The organism is Rathayibacter sp. VKM Ac-2754 (assembly GCF_009807095.1).
Taxonomy (GTDB): Bacteria; Actinomycetota; Actinomycetes; order Actinomycetales; family Microbacteriaceae; genus Rathayibacter.
Window position 1 is genome coordinate 257,333 of the sequence record NZ_WUCC01000002.1, and the last position, 16,581, is coordinate 273,913.

The following is a 16,581-nucleotide window of genomic DNA, read 5'->3' on the forward strand; positions in this document are numbered from 1 at the left end:
CTCAGGCCCCGAGCGCATCGCGCCGGTACGGCTGAGGAGGCGAGGGAACCGCACGTCGCAAGGGAGTCACTCGGTGTCGGAAGAGCGCTACGACCTCGTCGTGCTCGGTGGTGGCAGCGGCGGGTACGCGGCGGCCCTCCGTGCGACCCAGCTCGGCATGAGCGTCGCGATCGTCGAGCGGGACAAGCTGGGCGGCACCTGCCTGCACCGCGGCTGCGTCCCCACGAAGGCGCTCCTGCACGCGGCGGAGCTCGCCGACGGCGCCAAGGACGCGCAGAAGTACGGAGTCCTGGCCTCGTTCCAGGGCATCGACATCGCCGGAGTGACCCGGTACCGCGAGGGAGTCGTCGCGGGCAAGTACAAGGGGCTGCAGAGTCTCGTGTCCTCGCGCGGCATCACCGTCGTGAACGGCGAGGGACGCCTGACCGGACCGACCACGGTCTCGGTGGGCGAGCACGTGCTGCACGGCACCTCCGTCGTCCTCGCGACGGGATCGTCCTCGCGGACGCTGCCCGGCATCGAGATCGGCGGTCGCGTCGTCACCAGCGACCAGGCCCTCGAGCTCGACCACGTCCCCGAGCGCGTCATCGTGCTGGGCGGCGGCGTCATCGGAGTCGAGTTCGCCAGCGTGTGGCGGTCCTTCGGCGCCGAGGTGACGATCGTCGAAGCCCTCCCCCACCTCGTGCCCAACGAGGACGAGAGCGCCAGCAAGCAGCTCGAGCGCGCGTTCCGCAAGCGCGGCATCGCCTTCACCCTCGGCTCCCGGGTCTCGTCCGTCTCGCAGAGCGAAGACTCGGTCACCGTCTCGCTCGAGTCCGGCGCGAGCCTCGAGGTCGACCTCCTGCTCGTCGCCGTCGGGCGCGGACCTGTCACCGCCGGCCTCGGCTTCGAGGAGGTCGGTGTCGCCCTCGATCGCGGCTACGTCGTCACCGACGAGCGCCTGCAGACCTCGGTCCCCGGTCTCTACGCGGTCGGCGACATCGTCCCCGGCCTCCAGCTCGCGCACCGCAGCTTCCAGCAGGGGATCTTCGTCGCCGAGGAGATCGCCGGGCTCGGCCCGCAGGTCGTCGCCGACGTCAATGTGCCGAAGGTGACCTACAGCGACCCCGAGGTCGCCTCCGTCGGACTCACCGAGGACCTTGCCGTGGCGGAGTACGGCGCCGACCGCGTCGCCAGCTACGACTACGGCCTCGGCGGCAACGCGCGGAGCACCATCATCGGCACCACCGGGTCGGTCAAGGTCGTCCGGCTCGTCGACGGACCGGTCGTGGGCGTGCACATGGTCGGCGCGCGGGTGGGCGAGCTGATCGGCGAGGCCCAGCTGATCGTGAACTGGGAAGCCCATCCCGAGGACGTGGCCCCTCTCGTGCACGCGCACCCCACCCAGAACGAGGCGCTCGGCGAGGCGCACCTCGCTCTGGCCGGGAAGCCGCTGCACGCCCTCTAGAACCACCGAGAGCGGCGACCCGCTGCTCCCGGTTCAATACACTGAAGATCGAACAACGCGTCTTAAGGAGACAGGCTCATGAGCGAATCCGTCAGCCTCCCGGCACTCGGAGAGAGTGTCACTGAGGGAACGGTCACCCGCTGGCTGAAGAACGTCGGGGACCGCGTCGAGGTCGACGAGCCCCTGCTCGAGGTCTCGACGGACAAGGTCGACACCGAGATCCCGTCGCCCATCGCCGGTGTCATCGAGGAGATCCTCGTCCAGGAGGACGAGACCGTCGAGGTCGGTGCGGAGCTGGTGCGCATCGGCGACGGTTCGGGTGCCGCCGCTGCGGCCGAGCCCGAGGCCCCCGCGGAGGAGGCCCCCGAGGTCGCCGCCGCCGAGGAGGAGCCGACCGACGTCGCGACCCCCTCGGTCGACGCCGACAGCGACGACGAGGCCCCCGCGCCCGCCGAGCCCGAGCCGGCTCCCGCCGCCGCGAAGCCCGCCCCCGAGGTCTCGGCCCCCGCGCCGTCCACCCCGGCTCCGACCCCCGCCGCGGCCACTCCCGCGGCCCCGGCAGCCTCGGCGCCGGCACCCGCCGCGACTCCCGAACCGACCGACTCGAACCCGGGCTACGTCACGCCCCTCGTCCGCAAGCTGGCGAGCGAGCACGGCATCGACCTGACCACCCTCACCGGTACCGGTGTCGGCGGCCGCATCCGCAAGCAGGACGTCCTCGACGCCGTCGAGGCCGCCAAGTCGGCTCCGGCGCCCGTGTCGGCCCCCGCCGCCGCTGCGGCCAAGGCCGCGCGCACGCCGCTCGAGACCTCGCCCCTGCGCGGGACCACCCAGCCGATGTCGCGTCTGCGCAAGGTCCTCGCCCAGCGCGCCGTCGAGTCGATGCAGTCGACCGCTCAGCTCACCTCGGTGGTCGAGGTCGACGTCACCGCCGTCGCCCGCTTCCGCGACTCCGTGAAGAAGACCTTCCAGGAGAAGACCGGCGCCAAGCTGTCCTTCCTCCCGTTCTTCGCTCTCGCCGCCGCCGAGGCGCTGAAGGCCTACCCGGTCATCAACTCGACTCTCGACGGCGACTCGATCGTCTACCCCGACCACGAGAACATCAGCATCGCGGTGGACACCGAGCGCGGACTCCTCACCCCGGTGCTGAAGAACGCGGCCGACCTCTCGCTCGCGCAGATCGCCTCGACGATCGGCGACCTCGCCGAGCGCACCCGCAACAACAAGCTGAAGCCCGACGAGCTCGCCGGCGGCACCTTCACGCTGACCAACACCGGCTCGCGCGGCGCGCTGTTCGACACCCCCGTGGTGTTCCTCCCGCAGACCGCGATCCTCGGGACCGGCATCGTCGCGAAGAAGCCGGCCGTCGTCCAGGTCGACGGTCAGGACGCCATCGCGATCCGCTCGACCGTCTACCTCGCGCTGTCGTACGACCACCGCACGGTCGACGGGGCCGACGCCGCTCGGTTCCTCGTCGCCATCAAGGAGCGCCTCGAGGAGGGCTCGTTCGAGAACGACCTCGGCATCTGACCCGCCGACGTCGGTGACCTCCCCTAGGGAGGATCACCGGAGAAGACGTCGCGGATGAGCCAGCCGGCCTCCGTCCTGATGATCAGGACGGAGGCCGCTGTCGTTCCCGCTGAGGACTCGAGGGACACGAGCGCCGAGCCGCCGTTCTCATCGGCCAGAACGGCGCGGATCTCGGATCCGTCGGGGATCAGTGCCTCCTCGGTCTCGTCATCGGCGCGCAGGGGTGAGTCGCCGGTCGTCAGTGCCGCGAGACACGGCGCGCCCGCTCCGATGCAGGCCGAGGCCGCCGACACCAGCTCCTCAGCTGCCGACTCCGGACTCGTTCCCGCGTCGGGAGGCGTCGCGATCGGCGACGGGACGGCGGAGGACGCGGTCACCGGGACCGGCGATGCGCGGTCGGTCGCAGGACCTGCGCTGACGGCGGAGGCGACGGCCGCTCCGAGGACGATCGCGACCCCGGCGGCGAGCGGCCCGCGGTGCGTCCTCGCGACTCCGAGCAGGCGCTCCTGCCAGCCGTCGAGCGGATGGCTCCGCCGATGCCGCCCGGGTGACTCCGGCGTCGAGCTCGCAGCCTCCGCCGGAGCCGCCCGTCGGCGGTGGACGACCGCCGCAGCGCTCCGGGCGCGCCGGAGTACCGTGCCCGGCGCCCACGGCCGTCTCGGCACCGGCCCCGAGACGAGCGACTCCGCGGTGGCGGGCTCGGCCAGCAGGAGACTGCCGAGCGGTCGCGGAGGAGCGACCCGGTAGAGGAAGGCCTCGAGCGCCTCCAGCTCCGACCCGTGCTCCGGGACCACGAGTCGATCGACGCAGGCCCCTGCGCAGCGCGCGAGGAGGCTCCGGAGGGCCTCGGCCGGCGTCTCCTTCGAGTCAGTGAGGTCGGCGACCAGCACGACCGGTGCGCCGTCGCTGGTCAGGCCGATCGTGTCCGCTCCGACGACGAGATCGACACCGCTGCCGGCCGCCGCGCGGACCGCCTCGATGACCGGGCCGAGCACCGTGACGACGACGCCGGCCGACAGCGGCTCGTGCGAGGCGAGGATCCTGCCCAGAGTGGTGATCACGGGCGGCTCCATGAGCAGCACGAGCCCGCCGGGGACGACCCCGACGTCGACCAGGGACTCCCGGTGCTCGTGGCGGGGCAGTATCGCGAGCGGTCCGCGCAGCGCCTGCTCGGCGGCCTGCCTCGACCGGACCAGCGCCGAGAACCGCCTGCCGTCGTCTCCGACGACGAGCGCCCCGCGCGGAGTGGATCCGACGATCTCGAGGTCGCCCAGCCGCTCGGTCTCGCGCGCCACGGTCCGCCCACCTGATCCCATGCTCCGACACTGGACGGTCGGAGGGCCGGAGTACGACGGATCCGCCGGGTCCGTGGAAGGATCCGGCGCCGTCGCGCCTGGGGAGGACGTCCGATCCCGGCTATCGGTCCCCCACCGCGGGTCGGCTCGGTATCCTTGACCCCATGGCACGCAGCACGGAACCGTCGACGAAGGCGGTCAAGGAACCCGGACGTCTCAAGCAGATGTGGCAGGTGTTCCAGATGACCCGCCGCTACGACAGCAGCGCGGTCTGGATCATCCTCCTCGCCGCCCTCCTGCCGGTTCTCGTCGGCGTGATCCTCGGGATCCTGCTCGGCGACGGCAACGGCTTCGTCATCGCCCTCTGGGTGCTCGTCGGCGTCATGGCCGGCCTCGTCGCCGGCCTCGCGGTGCTCTCGCGCCGGGCGGAGCGGGCCGCCTACGGACAGATCGCCGGTCAGCCCGGTGCCGTCGGCGCCGTCCTGCGCAGCGGACTCCGCGGCAGCTGGACCGGTGGCGAGATGCCCGTCGCCGTCAACGGCAAGACGCAGGACGCGGTCTACCGCGCCGTCGGCCGCGGGGGCGTCGTCCTCATCGCCGAGGGCCCCTCCGGTCGCACCAAGCGCATGCTCGACGACGAGCGCCGCAAGGTCACCCGCATCCTCCCCAACGTCCCCGTCACGTTCGTCCACGTCGGTCCCGACGCCGACGCGGTCCCGCTGCACCGCGTCCCGCGCACCCTTGCGAAGACCAAGAAGGTCCTGACCAAGGCCGAGGTGCTGGCCGTCAAGAACCGGCTCGCGTCCCTCAACACCTCTCTGCCGATCCCCAAGGGCGTCGACCCGTTCAAGGTCCGCCCCCAGCGCTCCCGCTGACCACTGCCACGACGACGAGCCCGCGCCCATGACGGCGCGGGCTCGTCGTCGTCGCGGGTCAGTAGCGGACGAGGACCGTGCCGGCGACCTTGTCGTGGAAGCCGCGCTGGTCCGAGTCCCAGACGAGCGCGGGAACGAGGACCGCGAGGAGCACCGAGCGCACCAGGGGGCGCCAGACGCCGACCCAGCCGCCACCGAGGCGGATGACCCGCATCCCCAGCAGACGGTGGCCGATGCTGCCCCCGATGGTCGGGATGAACACGGCCTGCAGCACGACGAAGAGGATCAGGCTCGCCCAGCGGTCGTAGTCGAAGAACGCCAGCGACAGCAGCGCGGACACCGCCAGATCGACGGCGAGGGCGGCGACGCGGCGCCCGACGCGGCCCACCGACATCCGCCCCGCTTCGGGCAGCCCGAGGCGCTCACCCGGCCACGAGCTGGGGCCGACATCTCCGAAGGTCCTGCGCGCGTCCGATGGCATCCCCCGATCCTATCCTCGGCGTGTCGGAGCCGGTCGGGAGTCCGCCGCGAGGCGTCCCCGCGCGCTCCGTAACACGCCGGAAACAAACGGGACACGGGAGGGAAACCCCCTGTCACTACCCTGGGACGGCTGCGTCCCGCAGCAACCCGTTATGCCATTGGAGACCTTTGCATGTTTAAAGATTCTTCCGAGGTGCTCAAGTTCATCAAGGACACGGATGTCAAGTTCCTCGACATCCGGTTCACCGATCTCCCCGGTGTCCAGCAGCACTTCAACATTCCCGCCTCGACCGTGGACGAGGAGTTCTTCTCCGTCGGCCAGCTGTTCGACGGGTCGTCGATCCGCGGCTTCGCCAACATCCACGAGTCGGACATGCAGCTGATCCCCGATGTGACGACGGCCTACGTGGACCCGTTCCGCGTCGAGCGCACGCTCATCCTCGTCTTCGACATCTACAACCCGCGCAACGGCGAGATCTACTCGAAGGACCCGCGTCAGGTCGCCAAGAAGGCCGAGAAGTACCTCGCGTCGACCGGCATCGCCGACACCGCGTTCTTCGCCCCCGAGGCCGAGTTCTACATCTTCGACGACGTCCGCTACGAGGTCACCCAGAACGCCGCGTTCCACGTCGTCGACTCGGTCGAGGGCGCCTGGAACTCCGGCCGCGTCGAAGAGGGCGGCAACCTCGGCAACAAGACGCCCTACAAGGGCGGCTACTTCCCCGTCTCGCCGGTCGACAAGACCGCCGACCTCCGCGACGACATCTGCCTCAAGCTGATCGACGCCGGCCTCATCCTCGAGCGCTCGCACCACGAGGTGGGCACCGGCGGGCAGCAGGAGATCAACTACCGCTTCGACACGATGGTCCACTCGGCGGACGACATCCTGAAGTTCAAGTACATCGTCAAGAACACAGCCGAGCAGTGGGGCAAGACCGCCACGTTCATGCCCAAGCCCCTCTTCGGAGACAACGGCTCGGGCATGCACACCCACCAGTCGCTCTGGAACGACGGCAAGCCGCTGTTCTACGATGAGAACGGCTACGGCGGCCTCTCGGACATCGCCCGCTGGTACATCGGCGGCCTGCTCAAGCACGCCCCCGCCGTCCTCGCGTTCACGAACCCGACGGTCAACTCGTACCACCGCCTGATCCCGGGCTTCGAGGCTCCGGTCAACCTGGTCTACTCGGCCGGCAACCGCTCCGCGTCGATCCGCATCCCGATCACGGGCACGAACCCCAAGGCCAAGCGCATCGAGTTCCGCGCCCCCGACGCCTCGGGCAACCCTTACCTCGCGTTCGCCGCGCAGCTCATGGCGGGTCTCGACGGCATCAAGAACCGCATCGAACCGCACGAGCCCGTCGACAAGGACCTGTACGAGCTGCCCCCGGAGGAGGCCAAGCTCATCCCGCAGGTCCCCGCGACGCTCGAGGAGGCCCTGGCCGCCCTCGAGGCCGACCACGAGTTCCTGCTGCAGGGCGGCGTGTTCACCCAGGAGCTCGTCGACACCTGGATCGACTACAAGCGCGAGAAGGAGATCAAGCCGCTGGCCCAGCGTCCGCACCCCTTCGAGTTCGAGCTGTACTACGGGGTCTGATCCTCGAAGCACGACCACGAGGGCCGCTCTTCTCCGGAAGGGCGGCCCTCCGTCGTTCCCGGGCACCGTGCGCTCGATGGCTCCCGGTCAGCGGTAGGAGGGGGCCTCGCCCTCGACCGGGCCGTAGAAGCGCCGCTCGAAGACCGCGCGGGCGCGACGCGTGATGCCGAGGTAGTCGTCCTCGAGCTGCGTGGCCGAGCCGGCCGGGTACTCGAGCAGGCGGGCGACACCGTCGAGCTGCCGGCGGTCGGTCGGGAGGACGTCGCTCGTGCGGTTCGTCCACAGGGTCATCGCCGAGCGCACCCGGGAGGCGAACAGCCAGGCCGCGCGCAGGCGCTCCGCGTCCACAGGGGTCACCAGCTCCGCCTCCTCCGCCACGGCGAGGGCCGTGAGGGTCGACGTCGTCCGGAGGGCCGGCACCGAGCGGGCGTGCTGCAGCTGCAGGAGCTGCACGAGCCACTCCACGTCGCTCAGGGAGCCGCGGCCGAGCTTGAGGTGGCGGAGCGGGTCGGCACCCTGGGGCAGGCGCTCCTTCTCGACGCGCGCCTTGATCCGCTTGACCTCGCGCACGTCGCGGTCGGGGATCGCGACCGGGTAGCGGACCTCGTCGGCGAGGGCCTCGAAGTCGGCGATGAGCGTCGCGTCGCCTGCGACGCCCCTGGCCCGCAGGAGTGCCTGCGCCTCCCACGTCAGCGACCAGCGGGCGTAGTAGGCGCGGTACGAGTCGAGCGAGCGGACCAGCAGACCGTTCTTGCCCTCGGGGCGGAGATCGGCATCGAGGTCGAGCGGGAGCCGGGAGTCCTCGGTGAGCCGCACCAGCTCGGCGACCAGGAACTGCGCGTACAGCTGGGCGGCCCGGGGCTCCCCCGCCCCTGGCCGCTGGACGTACATGACGTCGGCGTCCGATCCGAAGCCGAGCTCCGCTCCCCCGTAGCGCCCCATCCCGATGACCGCGAACTCGGCGTCGGAGCCGGGTCGGGCGGTGCTCGACCGGCGGACGGCGGCGAGGACGCCGTTCAGCAGGGCCGAGATGATGTCGGTGAGGCTGCAGGCGATCTCCTCGATCGTGCTGAGCCCCAGCACGCCGCCCATGGCGGTCCGGAGGACCTCGCGGCGGCGCATCGCGCGGAGGACCGCCGCCACCGTCTCCGGAGTGTCGTGTCTCAGCAGGACGGCGCGCACCTCCTCCGCGAGGGCCGCGGCGCTGCGGGGTCGGAGGGCGTCGTCGTCCTCGAGCCAGGCCGCCGCCTCCGGGATGCGGTCGAGCAGCTCGCCGACGAAGCGCGAGCCCGCGAGCACCGTCGTCAGGCGCTTCGCCGCCCCGGAGGAGTCGCGCAGCATCCGCAGGAACCAGGGCGTTCCGCCGAGGGTGTCGCTGAGGCGCCGGAACGCGAGGAGGCCGTAGTCGGGGTCGGCGCCGTCGGCGAACCACTGCAGCATCACCGGGACCAGGTGCCGCTGGATGCTCGCGCGGCGCGACACTCCGGAGGTCATCGCCGCGATGTGGCCGAGCGCCCCCCGCGCGTCGGTGAACCCGATGGCCGCCAGACGCGCCTCCGCCTGCCCGGTCGAGAGCTCTGCTCCGCCGTCCGAGAGCGCGGCGACCGCCGACAGCAGCGGGCGGTAGAACAGCCGCTCGTGCAGGCCGCGCACGCGGTGCTTGATGCCGTTCCAGACGACGAGGAGCTCCTCGGCGCTCCGCGCGAGACCGCTCGAGCGCGCGAGGGTCCGCAGCTCGTGCTCGTCGCGGGGCATGAGGTGCGTGCGTCGCAGGCGCCGCAGCTGGAGGCGGTGCTCCAGCAGCCGGAGCGCGCGGTAGTCCTTCGCGAACTCGTCGGCCGCCGCCCGGCCGATGTAGCCCCGGTCGGCGAGGGCGCCGAGGGCGAGCAGCGTGCCCGGCATGTGGATGGCGTCGTCGGTCTGCCCGTGCACCAGCTGGAGCAGCTGCACCGTGAACTCGATGTCGCGCAGCCCGCCCGGCCCGAGCTTGATCTGGTAGTGGACGTCGTTCTGGGGGATGTTCTCGGTGACGCGCTCGCGCATCCGCTGGACCGACTCGACGAAGTTCTCGCGGGACGCGCTCGACCAGACCTTCGGTGCGACGGCCTCGACGTAGGCGCGGCCGAGCTCGGGGTCGCCGGCGAGCGGGCGGGCCTTCAGCAGGGCCTGGAACTCCCAGCTCTTCGCCCACCGGTCGTAGTAGGTGACGTGCGATTCGAGCGTGCGGACGAGGGCGCCCTGCTTGCCCTCGGGCCGGAGGTTGGGGTCGACCTCCCACAGCTCGGGCTCGAGGGCGAGAGCGGAGGTCCCTCGCATCAGGAGCACGGCCATGCGCGTCGCGATGTCGATCGCGCGCGCGTTCGACAGCTCGCGCTCGGGGTCGCCCTCGGCCACGAAGATGACGTCGACGTCGCTCACGTAGTTCAGCTCGGAGGCGCCGGCCTTCCCCATCCCGATGACGGCGAAGCGCGTCGCCTCGACCTCCTGGCGGGAGAACCTGCCTGGCCCGGATCCGTCGACGAGGTCGGTCCGGGCGACGGCGAGCGACGCCTCGAGCGCCGCGCCTGCGAGGTCGGCGAGCGTGCGGGCGACCCGGTCGATCGCGGCGACCGGATCGGCCTGGCTCAGGTCGTGCACGACGATGCGGGTCAGCAGGCGGCGGTAGCGGATGCGCAGGGCCGTCCAGCCCTCCTCCTCACGCAGTGTCGCGAATCCGTCGACCGCGCCGACCGAGTCCAGCAGCTCGCTCCGAAGCTCTGACCGGCCCGGCAGCGTGATGACGGGGTCGAGGAGGCCCGCGAGCTCAGCGGGGCGGCGGTGCAGGAAGTCGGCGAGGCCGGAGGACGCGCCGAGGACCAGCAGCAGTCGCGTGAGGGCGTCGTCGTCGGCGAGGACGACGCTCATCTGCTCGCGGTGACTCCGGAGCAGGTCGATCAGAGCGCGCAGCGCCGCGTCGGGATCGGCGACCCCGGCGAACGCGGGATCGATCGAGTCGAGCGACCGGCCGGCGAGCTCCTCGGCCTCGGCGAGGCGCGCCCCGGTCTCGCCGAGCTCGGCGAATCCGAGGCGCGCGAAGTCGCTGAGAGTGCGTTCGCGAGCCATGGTGGGGAGTGGGTCAGAGCATCTCGAGGTTGCTGCGCAGCTCGTACGGCGTCACCTGGGCGCGGTACTCGGCCCAGTCCTTGCGCTTGTTCAGCAGCACGAAGTTGAACACCTGCTCGCCCAGCGTCTCGGCGACGAGCTCCGACTCCTCCATCAGCGAGATGGCGCGGTCGAGGCTCGCCGGGAGCGGACTGTACCCGAGGGCGCGGCGCTCGGCGTCGGACAGCGACCAGACGTTGTCCTCGGCCTCGGCGGGGAGCTCGTAGCCCTCCTCGATGCCCTTGAGGCCCGCCGCCAGCAGCAGCGAGTACGCGAGGTAGGGGTTCGCCGCGGAGTCGAGAGCGCGGTACTCGATGCGGGAGGACTGGCCCTTGTTCGGCTTGTACAGCGGCACCCGCACGAGCGCGGAGCGGTTGTTGTGGCCCCACGAGACGTAGCTCGGTGCCTCGTCGCCGCCCCAGAGGCGCTTGTACGAGTTGACGAACTGGTTCGTCACCGCGGTGATCTCGGGAGCGTGCTTGAGCAGACCGGCGATGAACTGGCGGCCGAGCTTCGAGAGCTGGTACTCCGCGCCCTGCTCGTAGAACACGTTGACGTCGCCCTCGAAGAGCGAGAGGTGGGTGTGCATGCCCGAACCGGGGTGACCGGAGAGGGGCTTGGGCATGAAGGTCGCGTAGACGCCCTGCTCGATCGCCACCTCCTTGATGACCGTGCGGAAGGTCATGATGTTGTCGGCCGTGGTGAGCGCGTCCGCGTAGCGGAGGTCGATCTCGTTCTGACCGGGGCCCGCCTCGTGGTGGCTGAACTCGACCGAGATGCCGAGGTCCTCGAGCATGCGGACCGAGCGGCGACGGAAGTCGTGCGCCGTGCCCCCGGGGACGTTGTCGAAGTAGCCGGCCGAGTCGACGGGCTCGGGACCCTCGGCGCCGAACGTCGACGACTTGAGCAGGTAGAACTCGATCTCGGGGTGCGTGTAGAACGTGAACCCGCGCTCGGCGGCCTTCGCGAGGGTGCGCTTGAGCACGTTGCGCGGGTCGGCGACCGCGGGCTGCCCGTCGGGAGTCGTGATGTCGCAGAACATCCGCGCGGTCGGATCGATCTCGCCGCGCCACGGGAGGATCTGGAAGGTCGACGGATCCGGGTGCGCCAGGACGTCGGCCTCGAAGGAGCGGGTGAGGCCCTCGATCGCGGAGCCGTCGAAGCCGAGGCCCTCGGCGAAAGCGCCCTCGACCTCGGCCGGCGCGATGGCGACCGACTTGAGCGTGCCGACGACGTCGGTGAACCAGAGGCGAACGAATTTGATCCCTCGCTCTTCGATCGTGCGAAGAACGAAGTCCCGTTGCTTGTCCATCAAGGCCCTTCCTGTTTCGCCCCTAAGGCTAGTGGCTCCGCGCCGGGTGCGGCGGAGGGCTCCCCCTGCTCGCGCGCCGGTCCGCACCTAGACTTGCTGCCATGTCAGCGCAGCCCGTGAAACGCGTTCGAACCCGCCACTTCCAGAACGCGAAGGACTCGGGGGTGCGGATCACCGGACTGACGAGCTACGACCAGCTGACCGCCCGCATCTTCGACGAGGCGGGCATCGACTTCCTGCTCGTGGGCGACTCCGCCGGCAACAACGTGCTGGGCTACGACACCACGCTGCCCGTCACCGTCGACGAGCTGATCCCCTTCGCACGAGCCGTCGCCGGGGCGGTGGAGCGCGCCTTCGTCGTCGCCGACATGCCGTTCGGCTCCTACGAGTCGGGCCCCGACGACGCGCTGCACACCGCGTTCCGCTTCATGAAGGAGACGCACGCGCACGCCGTGAAGCTCGAGGGCGGAGTGCGCTCCTCCGAGCAGATCCGGCGGATCGTCGACGCCGGCATCCCGGTGATGGCCCACATCGGCTTCACTCCGCAGAGCGAGCACGGGCTCGGCGGCCACATCGTCCAGGGCCGTGGCGACGGACTCGAGCAGCTCCTCGCCGACGCGCGGGCCGTGCAGGAGGCGGGAGCGTTCGCCGTCGTGCTCGAGATGGTCCCCAGCGACGCCGCCCGCCAGGTGACCGAGGAGCTGCGCATCCCGACCATCGGCGTCGGCGCCGGCCCGCACGTCGACGGGCAGCTGCTCGTCTGGACCGACTTCGCCGGCTTCACGACCGGCCGCGTCCCCCGCTTCGTCAAGCAGTACGCCGACCTCCGCGGGGTGCTGACCGGAGCCGTCACGGCCTACCGCGACGACGTCGAGTCGGGCGCGTACCCCGCACCCGAGCACAGCTACGAGTAGAGCTCAGCGGTCCTCGGCCGCGTCCTCCTCGGCCCACTTGCGGCTGTTCTCGTGCAGCTTCTCGAGCGCGTGCTCCGCCTCCTGCCGAGACGAGAAGGGCCCCACACGGTCGACGGAGGGGGACACGAACCCCTGCTCCACCGCGCCGGACTTGAGGTTGTACCACCAGGAGTTCGCATCACCGTCAGACATGCGGCCGATCCTACGCGGCACCGCGGCCGCGGGTCCCGCCCCCGATCCGACCGGTCCCGCTTCGCTAGCATGACCCCTATGACTGCTGCGACGACCGCCATCGGAATCGACATCGGGGGGACCGGCATCAAGGGGGCGCTCGTCGACCTCGCGGAGGGGACGCTCCTCAGTGACCGGATGAAGGTCCCGACGCCCGAGGGCGGGCGCCCGAAGGACATCGTCGCGACGGTGCAGCAGATCCTCGCAACGATCCCCGGCGCCGCCCCCGGGACGCCGGTCGGGATCTGCTTCCCCGCCGCTGTGGTGCACGGCCGGACGATGTCGGCGGCGAACGTCTCGGACGAGTGGATCGGCCTCGAGGCCGAGAAGCTGTTCGAGGACGCGATCGGCCGCGACATCTTCTTCGTCAACGACGCCGACGCCGCCGGCTACGCGGAGTCGCGGTTCGGCGCCGCGAAGGACAAGAAGGGCCTGGTCCTCATGACCACCCTCGGCACCGGCATCGGCACCGCGCAGATCTACGACGGTGTCCTCATCCCCAACGCCGAGCTCGGCCACCTCGAGATCCACGGCGGCGACTACGAGAAGAAGGCGTCGTTCGCCGCGAAGGAGCGCGACGACCTCGACTACAAGCACTGGGCGAAGCGCCTCCAGCGCTACTACTCCCACCTCGAGGCCCTGCTCTGGCCCGACCTGATCATCGTCGGCGGAGGCGTCTCGAAGCACCATGAGGAGTTCCTCCCCCTCCTCGACCTCCGCACCCCCATCGTCCCCGCCACCCTCCGCAACAACGCCGGCATCCTCGGCGCCGCGGCCCTCGCGGGCGGCGGCGTGCGACGCTGAGCCGTTCGCTGCGGTGGTCCCCGCCTGCCGCAGCCGCAGTCGACTCGATCAGTCGGTAGCGCTCCATGGAGCGTCCTGCGTCCGGCTACGACGAAACGCTGACACGCGCTTCGCCGGTTCGGCTGTTCTCATACCGCGGCGGTCCCCGCCCGCCGCGGCGCGGTCGGCTCGGTCAGGTGGTTGCGATCCGCAGAGCGTCCCGCGTCCGGCTACGACGAAACGCTGACACGCGTTTCGCCTGTTCGGCTGTTCTCATACCGCGGCGGTCCCCGCCCGCCGCGGCGCGGTCGGCTCGGTCAGGTGGTTGCGATCCGCAGAGCGTCCCGCGTCCGGCTACGACGAAACGCTGACACGCGTTTCGCCTGTTCGCCTCGCGGAGGGTGGCTGGTCTGAAGGTCAGCTCGCTGGGCGGGGCTGCTTCGCGGCTCGAAGCTGAGGGAGACGACCCCTGGCGCTGCCGTCCCTGCTGGTCGAGTAGCCCCGGAGCGGCGTATCGAGACCCACCCGCGCCAGCAGATCAGCCTTTCGTTCCTGTCTTCTGAAGCTGGTGGATCTCGATACGCCCGCTGCGCGGGCTACTCGATCAGCGGGCTACGAGACCGCGTGGTCCGCTCCCCCGTGAGGCGCTGCTCTCAGCCCGATCCTCCTGAGCGCCGCCCGCAAGGAGTCGACGGCGCAGCCGAGCCATTCTGCACACCCACCCGACGCCCTTCTCAGCGGTGCAAGGGCGATCGTGCGGCAGCACGGCCGAGGCGAGTCGGGAAAACGCGTGTCAGCGTTTTGCCGGAGCCGGACGCACGACGCTCTGCGGAACGCGACCATCTGATGGGGCCGACCGCGCCGCGGCGGGCGGGGACCGCCGCGGAAGACAGGCATTGAGCCCAGAAACGCCCCGCCGCGCGGATGCGCGACGGGGCGTTTCTGGGCGAAGGGGTCGGCTGTTACGCCGGGTTCTGTTCACGCCGCGCCTCTCGGCGGGCGCTGGACGGCCATCTCTCTCGGAGTCACGTTGCCGTGACCCTCCAGCGGTCTACCCGAGGACCCGACGAGCAGCCGCATCGTCCTCTGTCTGACCTTGCTCCGGGCGAGGTTTACCGAGCGAGCCGGATCACTCCGGCCCCTGGTGGTCTCTTACACCACCGTTTCACCCTTACCGCGGGCGTGAGCCCGTGGCGGTCTGCTTTCTGTGGCACTGTCTCGCGGGTCGCCCCGGGTGGGTGTTACCCACCGCCCTGCTCTGCGGAGCCCGGACGTTCCTCGGCGCCGGGGCTCTCGCTCCGGCGACGCGACCGTCTTGCCGGCCCGTTCGCGGACCCAGTGTACGGCTCCGGTCAGGCCAGGGTCGACTCGTCGCCGCGCACGAGGATGCACTGGCTGTCGGGGCAGAGCACGACGTCGTCGGGGGCCGAGGCGCGGATCCACGAGAGGTCGGACTCGGTGAGGGCCACGCCGCTGCCCTCGGAGACCTTGCCGCGGAGCAGGGCGGCGCCCATGCCGTAGCGGGCGCGCTGCTTCTCGTAGAGCTCGACGAGGTCCTCGGGGAGGGTGGCGACGAGGGAGGCGCGGTCGCGGGCGAGCGCCTCCTGCTTGTCGGCCAGCTTCGCGGCCTGCGCGTCGCGTTCCTCGGCGAGCGTCTGCAGGGCGGCGACGACCTCGTCGCGCTCGGCCTGAGCGGCGGCGACCTCGGCCTCGATGCCCTCGATGCGCTCCATGAGGGTGAGCTCGATGTCCTCCAGGTCGCCGCGGCGCTTGACCAGGGAGGTGATCTCGCCCTCGAGCGCGGCGATGTCCTTCGAGGACGACGCGGTCTGCAGTCGCTCGCGGTCGCGGGCGAGGCGCTTCTCGACGACGGTGACGTCGGACTCGATGCGGCCGAGCTCGGTGCGGACGTCCTCGACTCGGCCCACGTGCTCGGCGAGGGTCCGGCGGGTCCGAGCGTCGCGAGCCTGCATCGCCTGGATCTTCGCGATCTGCGGCAGGGTCGCGATCGCGTGGCGCAGCTGGGCGCCTCGCGTGTCGAGACTCTGCAGGGTCAGGAGCTCGCGCTGGTCTGCGGGGCTGGCTTTCACGTCGCGGTCCTCGTTCCCGGCATGCAAGGGTGGCGTGCCGCGTCCATTCTCCCGTGCCGACCGGCGGCTAGTGGACGATCGCGAAATCCCAGGGGTCGGTGCGGGTCTCGCTGACGGCGACGGAGACGGTGGGCAGGGCCTCCCGCAGCGCCGACGCCGCCACCTCGAGCCACAGCCATTCGCTGGCCCAGTGCGAGACGTCGATGAGGGCGGGGCCGGTGCCGTGCAGGGCCTTCTCGCGCGCCTCCGACGCCGGGTGGTGCCGCAGGTCGGCGGTCACGTAGACATCGCTGGTCCGGACGGCGGGCTCCCCGAGCAGTGAGTCCCCCGCGCCTCCGCAGAGCGAGACGCGACGGACGGGCGCGTCGTAGCCTCCGGCGACCCGCACTCCCCCGGCGGTGGCGGGCAGCAGATCGGCGACGGCGCGGGCGAGGCGACCCAGCGTCACCTCCTCCGGGAGGTCGCCGACGCGGCCGAGACCGACGGACGGGTCCGCTCCGGGGACGATCGGGGTGGTGCCGGTGAGCCCGAGCCGCGTCGCGATGACGTCGGAGACGCCGTCGGCGACGATGTCCGCGTTCGTGTGCGCGGAGACGAGGGCGCAGCCGCCCCGGATCAGATCGGCGAGCAGGCGGCCCTTGTAGCCGTCCTCGGCGATCGAGGTCACTCCGCGCAGGAGCAGCGGGTGGTGCGCGATCAGCAGCTGGCGACCTCCGGCGATCGCCTCGGCGACGGTGTCGGAGACGACGTCGACGGTGAGCAGGATCCGCTCGACGGAGGCGTCGGGGTCTCCGGTGACGAGGCCGGGAGCATCCCACCCCTCCGCACCCTCCTCGGGCCAGAGTCGGTCGATGACGGCATGGACGTCGCGCAGGCTGGGCATGAG

At 71.2% G+C, this 16,581-nt stretch carries 13 protein-coding genes and 1 other RNA gene; 6 read left to right on the forward strand and 8 right to left on the reverse strand.

Annotation, left to right across the window (positions count from 1 at the left end; all coding sequences use genetic code 11):
* The first annotated feature begins 73 nt into the window (after window positions 1–73).
* Together lpdA and sucB are read left to right on the forward strand one after the other, a co-directional pair.
* The gene (gene lpdA, locus GRS92_RS04520; protein WP_159853723.1) at window positions 74–1,447 is read left to right on the forward strand and encodes a dihydrolipoyl dehydrogenase; all 1,374 of its coding nucleotides are present in this window, start codon (window positions 74–76) and stop codon (window positions 1,445–1,447) included.
* A gap of 78 nt (window positions 1,448–1,525) precedes the next feature.
* Window positions 1,526–2,977 (forward strand): 2-oxoglutarate dehydrogenase, E2 component, dihydrolipoamide succinyltransferase, encoded by a 1,452-nt coding sequence (gene sucB / locus GRS92_RS04525; RefSeq protein WP_159853725.1) that lies wholly within the window; start codon window positions 1,526–1,528, stop codon window positions 2,975–2,977.
* A 23-nt stretch (window positions 2,978–3,000) separates the two neighbouring features.
* Here the strand turns inward: sucB and GRS92_RS04530 are convergent, their stop codons facing one another.
* Complete coding sequence (locus GRS92_RS04530; protein ID WP_159853727.1) at window positions 3,001–4,272, reverse strand: hypothetical protein; 1,272 nt, start codon at window positions 4,270–4,272, stop codon at window positions 3,001–3,003.
* A 164-nt stretch (window positions 4,273–4,436) separates the two neighbouring features.
* On the opposite strand from GRS92_RS04530, the gene GRS92_RS04535 reads away from it, so the two are divergent.
* Window positions 4,437–5,147, forward strand: a complete 711-nt coding sequence (locus GRS92_RS04535; RefSeq protein ID WP_159853729.1) for a DUF4191 domain-containing protein — start codon at window positions 4,437–4,439, stop codon at window positions 5,145–5,147.
* A gap of 58 nt (window positions 5,148–5,205) precedes the next feature.
* On the opposite strand, the gene GRS92_RS04540 is transcribed toward GRS92_RS04535, so the two are convergent.
* Window positions 5,206–5,628, reverse strand: a complete 423-nt coding sequence (locus tag GRS92_RS04540) for an RDD family protein (protein ID WP_159853731.1) — start codon at window positions 5,626–5,628, stop codon at window positions 5,206–5,208.
* Between the two features lie 171 nt (window positions 5,629–5,799).
* Between GRS92_RS04540 and glnA the strand changes: the two genes are divergently transcribed.
* Entirely contained in the window at window positions 5,800–7,224 is a 1,425-nt protein-coding gene (gene glnA, locus GRS92_RS04545) for a type I glutamate--ammonia ligase (RefSeq protein ID WP_159853733.1), read from the forward strand.
* A gap of 87 nt (window positions 7,225–7,311) precedes the next feature.
* On the opposite strand, the gene GRS92_RS04550 is transcribed toward glnA, so the two are convergent.
* Both GRS92_RS04550 and GRS92_RS04555 read right to left on the reverse strand, forming a co-directional pair.
* Window positions 7,312–10,326, reverse strand: a complete 3,015-nt coding sequence (locus tag GRS92_RS04550) for a bifunctional [glutamine synthetase] adenylyltransferase/[glutamine synthetase]-adenylyl-L-tyrosine phosphorylase (RefSeq protein WP_159853735.1) — start codon at window positions 10,324–10,326, stop codon at window positions 7,312–7,314.
* A 13-nt stretch (window positions 10,327–10,339) separates the two neighbouring features.
* Window positions 10,340–11,677, reverse strand: a complete 1,338-nt coding sequence (locus GRS92_RS04555) for a glutamine synthetase family protein (protein ID WP_159853737.1) — start codon at window positions 11,675–11,677, stop codon at window positions 10,340–10,342.
* Between the two features lie 101 nt (window positions 11,678–11,778).
* Between GRS92_RS04555 and panB the strand changes: the two genes are divergently transcribed.
* Complete coding sequence (gene panB, locus GRS92_RS04560) at window positions 11,779–12,591, forward strand: 3-methyl-2-oxobutanoate hydroxymethyltransferase (protein WP_159853739.1); 813 nt, start codon at window positions 11,779–11,781, stop codon at window positions 12,589–12,591.
* Window positions 12,592–12,594: 3 nt separating this feature from the next.
* On the opposite strand, the gene GRS92_RS04565 is transcribed toward panB, so the two are convergent.
* Window positions 12,595–12,783 (reverse strand): SPOR domain-containing protein, encoded by a 189-nt coding sequence (locus GRS92_RS04565; protein WP_159853741.1) that lies wholly within the window; start codon window positions 12,781–12,783, stop codon window positions 12,595–12,597.
* A gap of 78 nt (window positions 12,784–12,861) precedes the next feature.
* Here GRS92_RS04565 and ppgK point away from each other — a divergent pair, with 78 nt between their 5' ends.
* Window positions 12,862–13,626 carry a polyphosphate--glucose phosphotransferase gene (gene ppgK / locus GRS92_RS04570; RefSeq protein ID WP_159853743.1) on the forward strand — a complete coding sequence of 255 codons (765 nt, stop codon included), beginning with the start codon at window positions 12,862–12,864 and terminating at the stop codon, window positions 13,624–13,626.
* Between the two features lie 926 nt (window positions 13,627–14,552).
* Here ppgK and rnpB read toward each other — a convergent pair.
* From rnpB to GRS92_RS04585, 3 genes are all read right to left on the reverse strand, one after another.
* Window positions 14,553–14,931, reverse strand: an RNA gene (gene rnpB, locus GRS92_RS04575) — RNase P RNA component class A.
* A gap of 26 nt (window positions 14,932–14,957) precedes the next feature.
* Window positions 14,958–15,695, reverse strand: a complete 738-nt coding sequence (locus tag GRS92_RS04580) for a zinc ribbon domain-containing protein (protein ID WP_159853745.1) — start codon at window positions 15,693–15,695, stop codon at window positions 14,958–14,960.
* Window positions 15,696–15,762: 67 nt separating this feature from the next.
* Window positions 15,763–16,578, reverse strand: coding sequence for a Nif3-like dinuclear metal center hexameric protein (locus tag GRS92_RS04585; protein ID WP_159853747.1), 816 nt, complete (start codon window positions 16,576–16,578; stop codon window positions 15,763–15,765).
* Between the last annotated feature and the right edge of the window lie 3 nt (window positions 16,579–16,581).